The sequence below is a fragment of the Sphingomonas sp. R86520 genome (assembly GCF_042466285.1).
Lineage (GTDB): Bacteria > Pseudomonadota > Alphaproteobacteria > Sphingomonadales > Sphingomonadaceae > Sphingomonas.
In genome coordinates this window covers 145,490-158,498 of the sequence record NZ_JAXHBZ010000001.1, presented here as the reverse complement: position 1 = coordinate 158,498, position 13,009 = coordinate 145,490, and the positions used below count along the sequence as shown (strand labels likewise).

The following is a 13,009-nucleotide window of genomic DNA, read 5'->3' as shown; positions in this document are numbered from 1 at the left end:
GGCCTTTAGAGGCTCCGGGAACGGGCGCTCGGCTGGCTTTTCAAATTCACGACAAAATCGCCCATTCGCATTGAGGAATGACCGATGCCATTGACGAGCATGACCATGCGCCAGTCCGTTCCGAGCGACGATGGTTTGGCGTATGCGCTCATCACCGATCCGGCACACCCGAAGCAATCGCTTCCGGCCGGGCACCGTATCCTATTTCTGGATCATGAAGATCGCATCGCGAAGATCGTGCATCGTCAACTCGAGGAGGCAGGTCACAAGGTCGCCTGGATCGGCTTGCCGAGCGAAGAGCGCGCGGGATTGGCCTTTCAACCGGACCTGATCGTCATGAACCCCGATGCCTCCGCTGCCAACCAACACGCATTTATCGGCTTGATGGACGAGTTGGGCTACGCCGGCGCGCTGACGATATTGCGACCGAGCATACATTTTCGCGAAGCGATGGCGTTGGCGGAACAGTCCGATGTCGAGCAGGTCGACTGGCTGGACGCGCCATATACCGCCAAGACCGTCGGCGAACTTTTACGCGAAACTCCTCGCAAACCTCACGACGGCGATACGGGCGACCGCCACTTTCTGTCATGGCTGATCCAGCAGGGGCGACTTCTTCCCAATCTTACCCATGATTTTCACGTCAAGCGCACCCTGCGCGACGACCGTGTCGCAGGCTATGAAACGCTCACGCGCCTGCGCAACCGACCGTCGCTCAATCCCGAACACATTTTCGCCCCGTCGACCATCGTATCGCTGGAAATCGCCGCGACGTTGCTCGCCGTAGAAGGTGCGGCCAAGTTATTGGCGGCGCTGCAAGACGACGGCCGCCAAGTGCCGGTTGCGGTAAACTGCAGCGCGGCGGTTCTGGCGCATTCCGACTTCATTACGGCGTTACCGATCCGGTTGCGACGATATGGCATCCCTGCTGGCATGCTGGGCATCGAACTGACCGAAATAAGCTACCCAGGGCTCGACGGGCATCTGCTTGAGAACATGCGGGAATTGGGGCGATTGGGCATACCCATTTCGCTCGACAACTTCGGTAAGGGCGCTACCAATTTCGATCGGATCTCGGAGCTTCCGATCTCGGAGGTCAAGATCGACCGGAAGATTTTCCAAAAATGCGTCAAAGGCGAATTTCCGTCGTCGCTACTGAAGGAAATCATCGACTATTGCAGGAGCCGGTCCATCGGAACTGTCATCGAGGGCATCGAAACAGAGAACGATCTTGTCCTGGCAAGGACATTGGGTGCGGATTGTGGACAAGGCTTTTATTGGGGGAAACCCATGCCGCTAAGTTCGATCGTCCCCCACAGTGGCGCCTGACAACCGGTTCGGCCGCCTCGTCGCGAAGACAATCGGCGAGGCCGCGCCCGCTGACGTCGTCGAAACGCCCCCCGCCGCTCCCTTCATGCGGCTGGAACTGCGAGAGGTGGAAGGCCTCGACGTTGCGCGACCGCTCGTACTGGCAGGCGTTTGGGCATGGCTGTTGTTCAACGAAGCCGGAGGATTGATCAGCTATTCCGACGGCTACGCGACACGCGCGGCCTGTCACGCCGCGGCCAAGCAGATCGCGTGGCCGATCAACGTATTCGAATGATTGCGCTCGCGGAGAGCTGTTGCATCACGGTTCGGCACCATGACGGACTTAGATCAAGCGCAGCTTAAACGCGTATTGTCGTTCAGGAAGTTTTCGCGTATGCGCGCCGGCTTCCACCCTTATCGATGGAAACGTGCGGGAGGTTGCCGAAAGGCAGCCGTCATCACCGCTAGACTCACCGGATGGCTCGCTCACGCGTTCGCCGCCCTTGAAAAGAGAGTGACATGGCTAAAAAGATTACCGGATACATCAAGCTGCAGGTGCCTGCGGGCGATGCAAAGCCTGCGCCGCCGATCGGACCTGCGCTGGGTCAGCGCGGCGTGAACATCATGGAGTTCTGCAAGGCGTTCAACGCCGGCACGAGCGAACTGAAGAAGGGCATGCCGATCCCGACCGTCATCACGGTCTATGCGGATCGCTCGTTCTCGTTCGAGACCAAGACCCCGCCAGCATCGTACCTGATCAAGGAGGCCGCTGGTCTCAAGTCGGGTTCGAAGGAGCCGGGCAAGGTCGTCGCTGGCACGATCAAGCGCTCGCAGTTGAGCGAGATCGCCACGACGAAGATGAAGGACCTCAACGCCAACGATATCGACGCTGCGACGAAGATCATCGAAGGCAGCGCCCGCGCAATGGGCCTCGAAGTGGTGGAGGGCTGAGATCATGGCTAAGCTGAGCAAGAAGCAAAAGGCCGTCACGGTCGACCTCGTCAAGCTGCACGGCATCGACGAGGCCATCGGTCTCGCACGGTCGGGCGCCACGTCGAAGTTCGACGAGACGATCGAAGTCGCGCTGAACCTGGGCGTCGATCCGCGTCACGCAGACCAGATGGTCCGCGGCGTCGTCACGCTGCCCAAGGGCACCGGTAAGACCGTCCGCGTCGGCGTGTTCGCCCGCGGCGCGAAGGCTGAAGAGGCCCTCGCAGCAGGCGCAGACGTCGTCGGCGCCGAAGACCTGATGGAAATCATCCAGGGTGGCACGATCGATTTCGATCGCTGCATCGCGACTCCGGACATGATGGGCATCGTCGGTCGCCTCGGCAAGGTGCTGGGTCCGAAGGGCCTGATGCCGAACCCCAAGCTCGGCACGGTGACGATGAACGTCGCAGCGGCGGTTCAGGCAGCCAAGGGCGGCCAGATCGAATACCGCGTCGAAAAGGCCGGCATCATCCATTCGGGCATTGGCAAGGCGTCGTTCCCGGCGGAAGACCTGCGCGCGAACTTCGACGCTCTGGTCGACGCGGTGGTCAAGGCCAAGCCGACCGGCGCCAAGGGCAAGTACGTCCAGAAGGTCGCGATCTCGTCGACCATGGGTGCAGGCATCAAGGTCGACACGACCGAGGTTGCAGGCGCCTGAGCCGCACGTGGCTAGCGCGAGCTAGCCACGAGACGGCGAGCGCCCGGCCGGCGCGGGCAACCGCGACCGACTAGGACGGGATTACTCCCGTCCTGCCGCTAAAAGTTAAGAAGGGCCGGGAGCGATCCCGGCCCTTTTTGCGTGCTCGGCGATACCGATTACCTTCAGCTAACACCCCCTTCCCTCCGTCATCCTGACGAAAGTCAGGATCCAGGGTTACAGACGTCGCCCCTCTCGGCTCTGGATCCTGACTTTCGTCAGGATGACGGGGTCGTGGGAAAATACGTGAACCGCGCGCCATTGTGGTCCACGTCATGACGCATGATCGAAGCCTCCTGTCACTGTGGCGCGGTAACGCTGGCCATCGCCCTACCGCCTGAATGGGTAGCCGACTGCAACTGCTCGATCTGTCGCAGCTACGGAGTCCTGTGGGCTTATTACCGCGCAAGTGACGTGCGCGTCACGGCATCCGTTCCGATCGACATCTACAGTTGGGGGGCCAAGACATTGCGCTTCCATCGCTGCAGCGAATGCCGATGCGTGACGCACTGGACGAAGGCCGACCCCGCGATCGACCGGATCGGCATCAACGCCCGCCTGATGCCGCCCGACATCCTGGCGGCGGCCCGCATACGCCGCCTCGATGGCGCGGATACCGGGCTATACCTCGACGCCTGACCCTCTCCGCGATTGACTCCCCCGCCAATTCCGCTAAGCGGCAACTTCGTTCGACGGGCTTGCTCGTCGAACTCCGTCCGAGACAGTGGGTGCAGCGGGTTTGCCGGTGCTTAATCTCCCACCTAGACGGGGAATGAGATTTAGCGGAGCGCCTCGTGCGTCTGCCCTCTCCCATGCCCCATCGACGAGACACCCCGGAAGCGCGGGTTTGTCTGCGCCTCCGGTAGTAACCGGGTCGTTCGTTTCGGCGAGCAACCTGACAAAACGTGGAGAATGGCATGGATCGTGATCAAAAGACCGCGGCCGTAGCCGAGCTGAACCGCACCTTTTCCGAGGTCGGCGTCGTCGTTGTCACGCGCAACCTCGGCCTGACCGTCGCACAGTCCACTGTGCTGCGGAACAAGATGCGCGACGCCGGCGCGACCTACAAGGTCTCGAAGAACAAGCTTGCCAAGATCGCAATGGACGGCACCGACTACAGCTCGCTGGGCGACATGCTCACGGGTCCGGTCGGTCTGGCCAGCTCCATCGATCCCGTCGCGGCCGCCAAGGTGGTCGTGGAATTCGCGAAGACGAACGACAAGTTCGAAATCGTGGGTGGGGCGATGGGCGCGACGACCCTCGACGTTGACGGTGTGAAGGCGCTCGCAACGCTGCCCTCGCTGGACGAACTGCGTGCCAAGATCGTTGGCCTCATCGTGGCACCTGCCACGAAGCTGGCAACGATCACGCAGGCTCCGGCAGCGCAGCTCGCGCGCGTGCTTTCCGCCTACGCGGAGAAGGAAGCCGCCTGATCTTGCAGGCCTTTCGTTACCTTTTTGAACTGATGGGGCATGAGCCCCGAGATGGAGATTTATCATGGCAGACCTGAACGCGCTCGTTGAGAGCCTGAGCGAACTGACCGTTCTCGAAGCAGCTGAGCTTTCGAAGCTGCTCGAAGAGAAGTGGGGCGTTTCGGCCGCAGCAGCGGTCGCAGCACCGGCAGCAGGCGGCGGCGCCGCTGCTCCTGCAGCAGAAGAGCAGACCGAATTCGACGTCATCCTGACCGGCGACGGTGGCAAGAAGATCAACGTCATCAAGGAAGTCCGTGCGATCACCGCGCTCGGCCTGACCGAAGCCAAGACGCTGGTCGAGTCGGCTCCCAAGGCCGTCAAGGAAGGCGTGTCAAAGGACGAAGCCGCCAAGATCAAGGCTCAGCTCGAAGCTGCTGGCGCGACCGTCGAGGTCAAGTAAGCCGCAGTGGGAGAGACGCTTCAGCCACGCTGAAGTGCACTCCCCGCAAGGCCGGCCGGCGGCATTCATGCCGACCGACGAAGCAGGGGCTTTGCTCCTGCTGGCCGCAGCTAAGAAAAAGGGCGGCCCCAGCGATGGGGTCGCCCTTTTTCATGTGTGCGGAAAAGACTGCGCTGTTGCTTACCCTGTCAAGGCGTGGATTCGTTCGGGTCAGGCACGACTCGTGTTACCAATGTTCCTACGCGCCGCCAGGCTGCTGGAGCCAACAGATTTCGAACATCGAGCGTTCGAAGTTGAGGATCGCACCCTCTAGCCCGCCCGGCGCGTCGCGCTGGTCGCCCACGTGCTTCGTTCCGCGTCGATTTCTGGCGGGAAACACAACCAATGCACCGCAAACAGAATAGGGATGGCAACGGGCCGAAGATCCAATCCCCGATGCCTAGCTGACCTTGTTCGCAAGACGAACACGTTCACCGCCGGCGAAGAGAACAGGGTCCTGCACGCCATTCTGCCTTTTATCGACAGACGCTAACTCTCGTTCGGCGATAAAGGTCGAGGCAGCTAGCTTCGACATGGTCTCTTAGAGGCAAGGGCCATGCTCCCCATAGTTTCAACTATCGAAGGACGCGCCGTGCGGTCGAGCGGCAATCGTCGTGTACATGCGCGCCGGAGCGTCGAGCCAGAATGGCGCGAGCTTGGCGGAGTCGACGCGCTCGATTCCGATTACCCATGCTTGCGCCGCCTGCGCGTCGTTTCCCTCGGTCGTGTAGAGAATATTGCTCGCCACCACTGGCACGAACATCGGCCGGTTGGCGGCAGTCATGGTGCGGATGGCATCGCGCGCGATCGCCGTGACGGTGCGGATCGTCCGGGTCTCGCCAGGCGCCAGAGCGAAAGGCTGTGCGGATGGGCGGACGATCGGCGCGGCATTAAACTGTGCCAGGTCGGTATCCTGACCGGCATGGGCAGTAAGCAATGTAACGCCGCTGCGGATGGCGGCGGCCGGGGCGTCGCCAATATTCGTGACGACAAGTTCGCACTCCACCGTCGCGCTCAGGAGATTGAGCCCGGCACGTAGCGGGCGAAGTTCGCAGGTCAGCCGCGCGCGGGCGACGCGGGGCGAAACGGGGGTAGCTTTGCTGCGAGGCTCGAGGAACTTCGGTGCAGGTGTCGCTGCCAAACCTTGCGCTGGCACGGACGGTGCGGCCACGATCGGCGCGGGCGAAGCGTCGACAACCACGGGTTGGGTCGCGACGGGACCGGACACGGCTGTCTCGCCAATTGGCGTGAGGATTGCCTCGTCACGATCATCGTGCCCACGAATCTCAGGCTTGCGGCGGCGCAGCGCCCAAAGCACAGCCACGACTATGACGATCACGGCCAGCCAAAGCCAGAACGGCATCTCCCTCCCCGTCACCGGTGCGGTGACCGTCGGCTGTGAAGTCGAGGTCGGATCCGGGGTCGGGACCTCGGACAGTGAAGGTTCCACCGACTGCGGCGCAGGTACTGGCGCGACTTCGCCCGCGGCGGGCGTGGCCCCGCGTTCGGGGGTCGGGCTAGCGACTGCAGGGGGCGGCGCCGCGGGTTCCGATACCGGCGCCCGCGACTTATCGGCTTCCGCTCTACGCGAGCCAAGCGGATCCGTAGCCACCATCCGCGTGGCCGGGTGCTCGACCGAACGTTCCGTCACTCGGGGACGTGATATGCGTGGCGCTGGCGTCGTGGCGGGAAGGACGATCCTTGGCGCGGCGGGTACGGGGATCGCGCTCATATCCGCTGCCTGCGCGTTCGGCGCTTGCAAGCCTTCGAGACCGCGGACGGGCGCGGACTGCGGCGCGCCCGATTGTGCCTGATCGCTCTGCCCACCCGTCCGGGCGACGGCCGGACTGATAACGGTCATCGTGGCGAGCAGGGCGGCCAGTGCCCCGCGGTCGGTCGTCATCGTCGGAAATCCCCTGCGCGCGTTGATCGCGGCGTTGTCGTCGGGGGAGGCTGAACCCACCGCGACGGCAAGCCGCGATGCGACGAACCGCGCCTGCACAGCGACCAAACGCCGTCGTCTATACGGCTCAGCGCACGACGACGACCACCGCCCCGCCCTTCATCACGAATGACGGATGCGCCAGAACGCGTATGTCCGCGAGCGGATCGCCGTCTACCGCGATCAGATCGCCGAAGCGGCCAGACTGGATCGCACCGACATCCGCCGTCCGCCCGAGCGCTTCCGCCGCGCTCGATGTTGCGGCCTGGACGGCCTCCATCGGCGTCATGCCCCATTCTACCATCTTGGCGAACTGGAGTGCATTATTGCCGTTGGGATAAACGCCGCCGTCCGTTCCGAACAGCATCTTGACGCCCGCGGCGTGCGCAGCGCGGAAGGTCTGGCGTTGCTTCAGGCCGACCTGGCGCTCCTTTTCAAGGCTTTCGGGAAACACACCGTTCTTTGCGCCCTCGCCCAGGATGTAGTCGTCGTCATATATATCCATGTCGAACCAGGCGCCGCCCGCCTTGGCCAGTTTGAACGACTCGGCATCGGCGAGGCTGGCATGCTCGATCGTGTCGACGCCGGCCCGCAATGCGTCGTTGATGCCCGCAGCGCCGTGTGCGTGAACCGCGACTTTCATACCGAGCATGTGCGCCTCTTCGACGATCGCCTTGATCTCCGCGAGGCTGATCTGCTGAGCACCGACGGAGTCGGTTTTCGAAAGAACGCCGCCAGTCATGCATACCTTCACGACTTCGGCACCGTATTTGCGGATCGTGCGTACGGCGCCGCGAAACTCGTCGGGCGTATTGGCGATCTGCGGGTGCGGGACCGTGATCGATGGCGGGAACTCGGTCGCGTCGCAGTGGCCGCCCGTCGCACCCAACGCATACGTAGCAGGCACGATGCGTGGCCCTGGAACATAGCCGCGGTCGACGGCCTGCTTGATCGCGACATCGTTATAATTTGCGGAGCCGACGTTGCGGACCGTGGTGAATCCCGCGTCGAGCGTTCGCCGCGCATTGGCGACACCGACGACCGTCCAGAAATTGTCCGTGAACTCGAGCTGTCGGTACCCGCTCAGCGTCGGATCGCTGGTCAGGTGAACGTGCATGTCGATCAGCCCGGGAAGTAACGTGCGAGACCCCAGGTCGACGCGTTCGGCGTCAGCCGGGACGGTATCGCCCTTTCGCCCGACGGCCGTGATACGGCCATCGACGATCGTCACCTGTGGATTATCGACTCGCTTACCCGCGAGGACGTCGATCATATGCGCGGCCGTGACGACTGTGGTCTTTGCGTTGCCCGCAGCGGCAGTACCCGCGAACACGAGTGCCACCACAATTCTCGCGATCGTCATACGGATGTCCCCTGCCGTCAAAAGCGCATCGTGTGATACGTGGACCGATAGGGCAAGAGCCGCGCTTGCCCTAATGTCGACACGGGCAAAGGTCATTGCCGGCTTTCCGAAGACGAGAGCGCTCTTGATGATATCGCCCGTAACGACCTTCTGCCGCCTGACCGCCTGCCTTTTGGCCGCAGCGCTGTTGCCCGTCGCGGCAGGCGCCGATCCGGCCCCGTTCGACCTGACCGGGCCAACCTTGCGCGTGAAGGTGACACGGGGGACCACGACCTTACCGATCGCACAGGTTCCGGCTCTCGCGGCAGAGGACCGTCTGACGATCGCAGCCGATCTACCGACCGGAAAGAAGGATAATGGCGCGCGCTACCTTCTCGTTGCAGGATTCCTCCGAGGAGCAACCGAACCGCCGCCGAGGTCGTGGTTCTTCAAGGCGGAGACGTGGAAGACCAAGCACAACGCGCTTGCACTGACCGTGCCCACGGGAGCGCAACAATTGGTCGTATTCCTGGTGCCGGAAAGTGGCGGGTTCGATGCCGTCGTCGGTGCCGTACGCAAACAGCCAGGTGCGTTCGTGCGTGCGGTACAGGACCTGAACCAGGCATCGCTCGACCGGGTGCGGCTCGACGCGTTCCTGGACGGCATCCATTCCCTCGAACGTACCAGACCAGAGCGGATCGAGGCGGTATCGCCGCTGTTGTCGCGCAGTCTCGCGATCAAGCTGAAGGCAGAGTGCCTCGACCTCGCCGCAGACCTGCAGGCGTCCTGCCTGACGCAAAGCCGTGATTCCCTGGTGCTGGCGGACGGCCAGACATCGACCTTGGCTGATACGCTGGTGGGCGCGCCGACCGATCTGGCGTTGCAGCTGAGTGCGACGCCGGAGGGCGGACTCGGCTATTACAGCCCCTATATCGGTGTTGTGCGCGATCTCGCGAAGATCTTCGGCGCGTTTCAGTCGACGCAGTTCCGTTACATTCCCGCGTTGGCGCGGCCGCGGGAGGATCGAGTGACGCTGCTCCTGAACGCGGCGCCTTCGTTCGCCAGTCCCAAATCCGTGATGGTCGTCGCGATGCCACCAGTCGAAGGCGGTACGCCGCAGACACCGACCATGCGTCGTGCCGAGGCGGATCGCATGGTGTGCGCGGCGAGGCCCGATTTGGTGCTGCCGGTCGAGGGCGCGCCGCTCATCTACGCGACGCACTTCGCTCATGGCGTGACGATGCGTGTGACGACCTCGCAAGGTGGTGTGATCGCGTTGCCGGTAATGGCGGACGCCGAGCGCGGTGGGTACGTGCTTGATCAGGTAGGAATGCGAACCGGTAGTCTGGCCAGCGTTACCGACGTGAGCTTGCACGGCAACTGGGGGTTCGCGCCGTTCGACGGCCCGCGCTATCGTTTGCAGGTGCCGCGTGCGGGCGAATGGCATCTCGCAGACGCCGACCCAGAGACCCTGGTAGTCGGGCGCGACAATCCGGTAACGTTGAGCGGTCCGACGCCAACTTGCGTCGAAGCCGTGACGCTGGTCGGGAATGGCGGTGAAGTTCCCCTGGCATGGACGATGAATGGCGACCGGATTGCACTGACCTTACCGCTGGCAAAGGCCCCGCCGGGGAAGCTAACGCTGCTGGTGAAGCAGTTCGGCATCGCGGATCCGGAGCGCATCACCCTGACGGCGCTTGCGGAAGCGGGACGTATCGACGGTTTCACGATGTACGCCGGAGATGCGGCAGGGACGTTAGCCGGCACACGACTGGACCTGGTCGCGTCGCTGACCGTAGACGGAACCGTGTTCCGGCCGGGCAAGATTGCGCGCGCCGACAAAACCGACATGCTTGGACTCGTCGCTGATACTTCCGCAGGCCTTGCTGCGGGCCAAGCGAAAACGGCGCTCGTGACGCTGAGCGATGGCCGGAAGCGATCGGTCAAGTTCATCGTTTCGGCTGCACGTCCCAAAGCCACGCTGATCGCAAAAACGGTGCTGGTTCCTCCGGCAGGCAGTCTCCCGGTAACGCTGTTGGGAGATACGTCGATCACACAGACTTCCCGCATCACATTTTCGCTGCGGGCGGAAGGCACGACGCGGTTCTCCGCTGGCGATAGCGTCGAGGTCGGCACGGCCGATGGGGCCATGACGGCTAGCGTCAAATCAGGGCAAGGCCTGACCCTGCAGGACGAGCGGTTCTCGGTCGTATCGATAGACCCCGGAAGCCTTCTTGGCGCGTCTGCGCACGGGCCGCTGCGGTGGCGTCTGGTCCAGGACCGGGTCGCAGGAGACTGGGTGCCGTTCGTGACGCTGGTGCGCGCGCCGGCGTTGACGGGATTGGCGTGCGCCGACGCGTGCACCGTGGCCGGCACGAATTTGTTCTTGATCGGATCGCTGGCGTCGAACCCGGGATTCGTCGAAGCAGTCCACGTGCCCGAGGGTTTTACCGGTGCAACGCTGCTTGCGCCCAAGCCTCATGACGGAACGCTGTTCCTTCGGTTGCGCGATGACCCCGGCACCGTTGCTACCGTCAGCATGCCTCGTTAGTCGCAGGGCAATGATCACAGCACCGGTATCAGTTCCGCGTGCACACTGCCGCGCGTAAGATACCCGGACTTAAGGGTTTGCGGTGGCGCCAAGCCGGGGGTTTTGGCTATGGGACGCGAATGACCGCCTCGGATATCCAGAACCTGTTCGTCACGAACCTCGTACGCCATAACAGCGGCGACCGGCGGCGGTGGCGGCTCATCGTCGGCGATGTTCGCGTCTATAGCGTCGCTACTCATGCACACTGCAACTGGACGGTCACGCCATCGGGCACTGCGAGCGAGGTGGACGCGGTCGAGCGCCTGGCGGACAGGCTGCGCGAGGACCATCCGATCATTACCGCCGGCTGACGGCAAGCTAGTCGAGGAGCGACACATGGCAAAACAATATTGGGCTCAGATCATCGAACTCGACGAAGAGATGACGGCTGCGACGATCCCCGGCGCGACCGATCACGAGGATGCCGCCGATTCACTGGTGGCGGATTTCGTCGGTGCGATGGGCGGCGAAATCACCGAGGGTGCGGTCCGCGTCTGGGTGCAGGGCGGTGTCGCGAAAATTTACGACTGGAAAGCCGAGTTCACCATGCCCGACATGGACGATATCGGGGATGAGGACGAGATGGAGGTCGAGGGCGAAATCGAGCTGATCGAACGAGTTTGATCGATTTGCCGAACACATCGATTCAAGACGGGACGATGCCTTAAAGCCCTGCTCCAGGTTCCGGACCGACCGCAATCAGCGGCGGCCCGGAGTCTGGTTATTTACGGTACGGTCTGCCCCGCTGGTGCGAGTTCATGCCAGACATGGCCATCGTGCGCGAGGAGCGCGTCGGCCGCTGCGGGCCCAAGCGTCCCTGCGGCATAAGGCTCCGGCGTGCCTCCATCGGCCCAGAGGTTCAGGAACGGCTGAACGGCAGCCCATCCTGCCTCGATTGCATCGGCACGCTGGAACAACGTCTGATCGCCCGCGAACAGATCGTAGATCAACGACTCGTATCCAGTCAGATGGCCGATATCGAACGCATCGGCATACCGGAAATCGAGCGCGATCGGGGCCGTGGCAACTTCGAGACCGGGCCGTTTGATGTTGATGTCCATGCTCAACCCCTCGTCCGGCTGGATCTGAATGATCAGGCGGTTCGGCGGCAGCATCTTCGCGGCGGTCCTGTGGAACGACGCGAAGGGCACCGGCTTGAACGTGATGACGATTTCGGTATCCCGGCGACTCATCGCCTTGCCGGTCCGCAGGTAGAAAGGCACGCCGGCCCAGCGCCACGTATCCACCATGAGTTTCAGCGCTACATACGTCTCGGTCCGGCTATCCGAAGCGACATCGGCAGTCGCCGTGTAGTCGGGAATGTCTCGGTCCTGGACCTTGCCCGCGGTATACGTGCCACGGACGCAATTTCGTCTTGCCTGCCCCGGCGAATAGACGCGCACGGCCTTTAGCACCTTACCCTTCTCGTTGCGGATCGCGTCGGCATCGAAGCTCGCGGGCGGCTCCATCGCGACCATGGCCAGCAACTGGAAGAGGTGGTTGGGAACCATGTCACGCAGGGCACCGGTCGCGTCGTAGAACTTGCCGCGCGTGCCGACATCGACTGCTTCCGCGGCGGTAATCTGGACATGGTCGATACAGTCCGAGTTCCACACTCGCTCGATCATCATGTTGGCAAAGCGCGCGGTCATGATATTCTGGACCGTCTCCTTGCCCAGGAAATGATCGATCCGATACACCTGCGTTTCCGCCACACGGCCCAAAATCCGGGTGTTGAGCGCGCGGGCGGAGGCGAGATCGTGACCAAACGGTTTTTCGATCGCGATGCGGCGAAAGGCATGCCGCGCCTCGGTCATGAGACCATGTTCACCGAGCTTGTCGACGATATCACCGAAGAAGCGCGCGGGTACGGCGAGATAGAACGCTACATTGCCATGCAGGCGTTCCTTAAGTTGCCCGTACACGACATCCTGCGTGAAATCGCCTTGCAGGTAGCCGACACGCTCGCGCAGCCGGGTCCAAGCCTCCCCTTTCTCGCCATCACCCTCGCCGCCCGTTGCGTCGAAGCTCCCGAGTGCATCGCGCAGGGTCTGATCATTGCCTTCCTCGATACCGACGCCGAGAACTTGGAAGTCGTCGCCAACCAGACCCAGTCTCGTCATGTTGATCAACGCTGGCATCAATAACCGGCGAGTAAGATCGCCCATCGCACCAAAAATAACGAGCGTGGTCGGCGGTGCGGCTTTTACGGCCTGGCTCACGAGTGCG

14 protein-coding genes are annotated in these 13,009 nt (G+C 62.8%); 11 read left to right on the top strand and 3 right to left on the bottom strand.

Translation table 11 applies throughout. The features are described 5' to 3' along the window. Positions 1-84: 84 nt before the first annotated feature. From SJY41_RS00845 to SJY41_RS00810, 8 genes are all read left to right on the top strand, one after another. Positions 85-1,329, top strand: a complete 1,245-nt coding sequence (locus SJY41_RS00845; RefSeq protein ID WP_380778278.1) for an EAL domain-containing protein — start codon at positions 85-87, stop codon at positions 1,327-1,329. Continuing rightward, the gene (locus SJY41_RS00840) at positions 1,319-1,603 is read left to right on the top strand and encodes a hypothetical protein (RefSeq protein WP_380778276.1); all 285 of its coding nucleotides are present in this window, start codon (positions 1,319-1,321) and stop codon (positions 1,601-1,603) included. Before SJY41_RS00845 ends, SJY41_RS00840 begins: the two co-directional genes overlap by 11 nt. Before the next feature lie 224 nt (positions 1,604-1,827). Next, positions 1,828-2,259: a 50S ribosomal protein L11 gene (rplK, locus tag SJY41_RS00835; RefSeq protein WP_192145326.1), complete on the top strand. Its 432-nt coding sequence runs from the start codon at positions 1,828-1,830 to the stop codon at positions 2,257-2,259. Positions 2,260-2,263: 4 nt separating this feature from the next. Next, entirely contained in the window at positions 2,264-2,956 is a 693-nt protein-coding gene (rplA, locus tag SJY41_RS00830; RefSeq protein ID WP_056047582.1) for a 50S ribosomal protein L1, read from the top strand. 321 nt (positions 2,957-3,277) lie between these two features. After that, complete coding sequence (locus SJY41_RS00825; protein ID WP_380778274.1) at positions 3,278-3,634, top strand: GFA family protein; 357 nt, start codon at positions 3,278-3,280, stop codon at positions 3,632-3,634. A gap of 278 nt (positions 3,635-3,912) precedes the next feature. After that, positions 3,913-4,428 (top strand): 50S ribosomal protein L10, encoded by a 516-nt coding sequence (gene rplJ, locus SJY41_RS00820; protein WP_055879768.1) that lies wholly within the window; start codon positions 3,913-3,915, stop codon positions 4,426-4,428. 64 nt (positions 4,429-4,492) lie between these two features. After that, positions 4,493-4,867, top strand: coding sequence for a 50S ribosomal protein L7/L12 (rplL, locus tag SJY41_RS00815; protein ID WP_056047577.1), 375 nt, complete (start codon positions 4,493-4,495; stop codon positions 4,865-4,867). A 67-nt stretch (positions 4,868-4,934) separates the two neighbouring features. Continuing rightward, positions 4,935-5,180 carry a hypothetical protein gene (locus SJY41_RS00810; RefSeq protein ID WP_380778272.1) on the top strand — a complete coding sequence of 82 codons (246 nt, stop codon included), beginning with the start codon at positions 4,935-4,937 and terminating at the stop codon, positions 5,178-5,180. Between the two features lie 297 nt (positions 5,181-5,477). Here SJY41_RS00810 and SJY41_RS00805 read toward each other — a convergent pair whose 3' ends face one another. Then, positions 5,478-6,269, bottom strand: a complete 792-nt coding sequence (locus SJY41_RS00805) for a hypothetical protein (RefSeq protein WP_380778270.1) — start codon at positions 6,267-6,269, stop codon at positions 5,478-5,480. A 667-nt stretch (positions 6,270-6,936) separates the two neighbouring features. Continuing rightward, the gene (locus SJY41_RS00800) at positions 6,937-8,211 is read right to left on the bottom strand and encodes an amidohydrolase family protein (RefSeq protein ID WP_380778268.1); all 1,275 of its coding nucleotides are present in this window, start codon (positions 8,209-8,211) and stop codon (positions 6,937-6,939) included. Between the two features lie 127 nt (positions 8,212-8,338). On the opposite strand from SJY41_RS00800, the gene SJY41_RS00795 reads away from it, so the two are divergent. The 3 genes from SJY41_RS00795 to SJY41_RS00785 all read left to right on the top strand — a co-directional run bounded on the left by SJY41_RS00795 (position 8,339) and on the right by SJY41_RS00785 (position 11,404). Beyond that, positions 8,339-10,741, top strand: coding sequence for a hypothetical protein (locus SJY41_RS00795; RefSeq protein ID WP_380778266.1), 2,403 nt, complete (start codon positions 8,339-8,341; stop codon positions 10,739-10,741). A gap of 119 nt (positions 10,742-10,860) precedes the next feature. Then, positions 10,861-11,091, top strand: a complete 231-nt coding sequence (locus SJY41_RS00790; protein ID WP_380778264.1) for a hypothetical protein — start codon at positions 10,861-10,863, stop codon at positions 11,089-11,091. 25 nt (positions 11,092-11,116) lie between these two features. Further along, a complete protein-coding gene (locus SJY41_RS00785; RefSeq protein WP_380778262.1) occupies positions 11,117-11,404 on the top strand; it encodes a hypothetical protein in 288 nt (95 codons plus the stop codon). Between the two features lie 101 nt (positions 11,405-11,505). On the opposite strand, the gene zwf is transcribed toward SJY41_RS00785, so the two are convergent. Continuing rightward, entirely contained in the window at positions 11,506-13,002 is a 1,497-nt protein-coding gene (gene zwf, locus SJY41_RS00780) for a glucose-6-phosphate dehydrogenase (protein WP_380778260.1), read from the bottom strand. Positions 13,003-13,009 lie beyond the last annotated feature (7 nt).

Excerpts from the sequence above, each read along its gene's own strand:
- SJY41_RS00845 (WP_380778278.1), top strand. The coding sequence starts at position 85 with ATGCCATTGACGAGCATGACCATGCGCCAGTCCGTTCCGAGCGACGAT.
- rplK (WP_192145326.1), top strand. The coding sequence starts at position 1,828 with ATGGCTAAAAAGATTACCGGATACATCAAGCTGCAGGTGCCTGCGGGC.
- rplA (WP_056047582.1), top strand. The coding sequence starts at position 2,264 with ATGGCTAAGCTGAGCAAGAAGCAAAAGGCCGTCACGGTCGACCTCGTC.
- SJY41_RS00825 (WP_380778274.1), top strand. The coding sequence starts at position 3,278 with ATGATCGAAGCCTCCTGTCACTGTGGCGCGGTAACGCTGGCCATCGCC.
- rplJ (WP_055879768.1), top strand. The coding sequence starts at position 3,913 with ATGGATCGTGATCAAAAGACCGCGGCCGTAGCCGAGCTGAACCGCACC.
- rplL (WP_056047577.1), top strand. The coding sequence starts at position 4,493 with ATGGCAGACCTGAACGCGCTCGTTGAGAGCCTGAGCGAACTGACCGTT.
- SJY41_RS00810 (WP_380778272.1), top strand. The coding sequence starts at position 4,935 with ATGCCGACCGACGAAGCAGGGGCTTTGCTCCTGCTGGCCGCAGCTAAG.
- SJY41_RS00805 (WP_380778270.1), bottom strand. The coding sequence starts at position 6,269 with ATGCCGTTCTGGCTTTGGCTGGCCGTGATCGTCATAGTCGTGGCTGTG.
- SJY41_RS00800 (WP_380778268.1), bottom strand. The coding sequence starts at position 8,211 with ATGACGATCGCGAGAATTGTGGTGGCACTCGTGTTCGCGGGTACTGCC.
- SJY41_RS00795 (WP_380778266.1), top strand. The coding sequence starts at position 8,339 with ATGATATCGCCCGTAACGACCTTCTGCCGCCTGACCGCCTGCCTTTTG.
- SJY41_RS00790 (WP_380778264.1), top strand. The coding sequence starts at position 10,861 with ATGACCGCCTCGGATATCCAGAACCTGTTCGTCACGAACCTCGTACGC.
- SJY41_RS00785 (WP_380778262.1), top strand. The coding sequence starts at position 11,117 with ATGGCAAAACAATATTGGGCTCAGATCATCGAACTCGACGAAGAGATG.